General features: G+C 69.0%; 1 protein-coding gene. It reads left to right on the top strand.

All coding sequences use genetic code 11. From position 1 onward, the window contains the following. Positions 1-587, top strand: a 587-nt coding sequence (locus AQJ46_RS51270; protein ID WP_225887692.1) for a condensation domain-containing protein, incomplete at both ends; no start/stop codon positions are given.

Below are 587 nucleotides of genomic sequence, written 5' to 3' on the forward strand. Positions count from 1 at the left end.
TTGGGAGCCGCTGCCGGTGCAGTACGCGGACTACGCGATCTGGCAGCGGGAGCTGCTCGGCGACGACCAGGACCCGGACAGCCTGATGTCTCGTCAGGTCGAGTACTGGCGGCAGGCTCTGGCGGGCGCTCCTGAGGAACTGGAGCTGCCTTTCGACCGGCCGCGTCCCGCGGTGGAGAGCCATCGCGGTTATGCGGCGGAGTTCGGGGTGTCGGCGGAGGTTCACGCGAAGCTGGCGGAGCTGGCGCGGGCGGAGGGCGTGACGCTGTTCATGGTGTTGCAGGCCGCACTGGCGGTGCTGCTCTCACGGCTCGGTGCGGGTACGGACATTCCCATCGGGGTGTCGGCGGCCGGGCGTACCGACGAGGCGCTGGACGACCTGGTCGGGTTCTTCATCAACACCCTCGTCATGCGGACCGATCTGTCCGGCGCCCCGGCCTTCCGTGAGGTGCTGGGCCGGGTCCGCAGGACCGGTCTGGACGCCTACATGCACCAGGACGTGCCGTTCGAGCGACTGGTGGAGGAACTCGCGCCCACCCGCTCGCTCGCGCGCAATCCGCTCTACCAGATCCTGCTGATCATGCAGG

The organism is Streptomyces canus (assembly GCF_001514145.1).
GTDB classification, from domain to species: Bacteria; Actinomycetota; Actinomycetes; order Streptomycetales; family Streptomycetaceae; genus Streptomyces; species Streptomyces canus.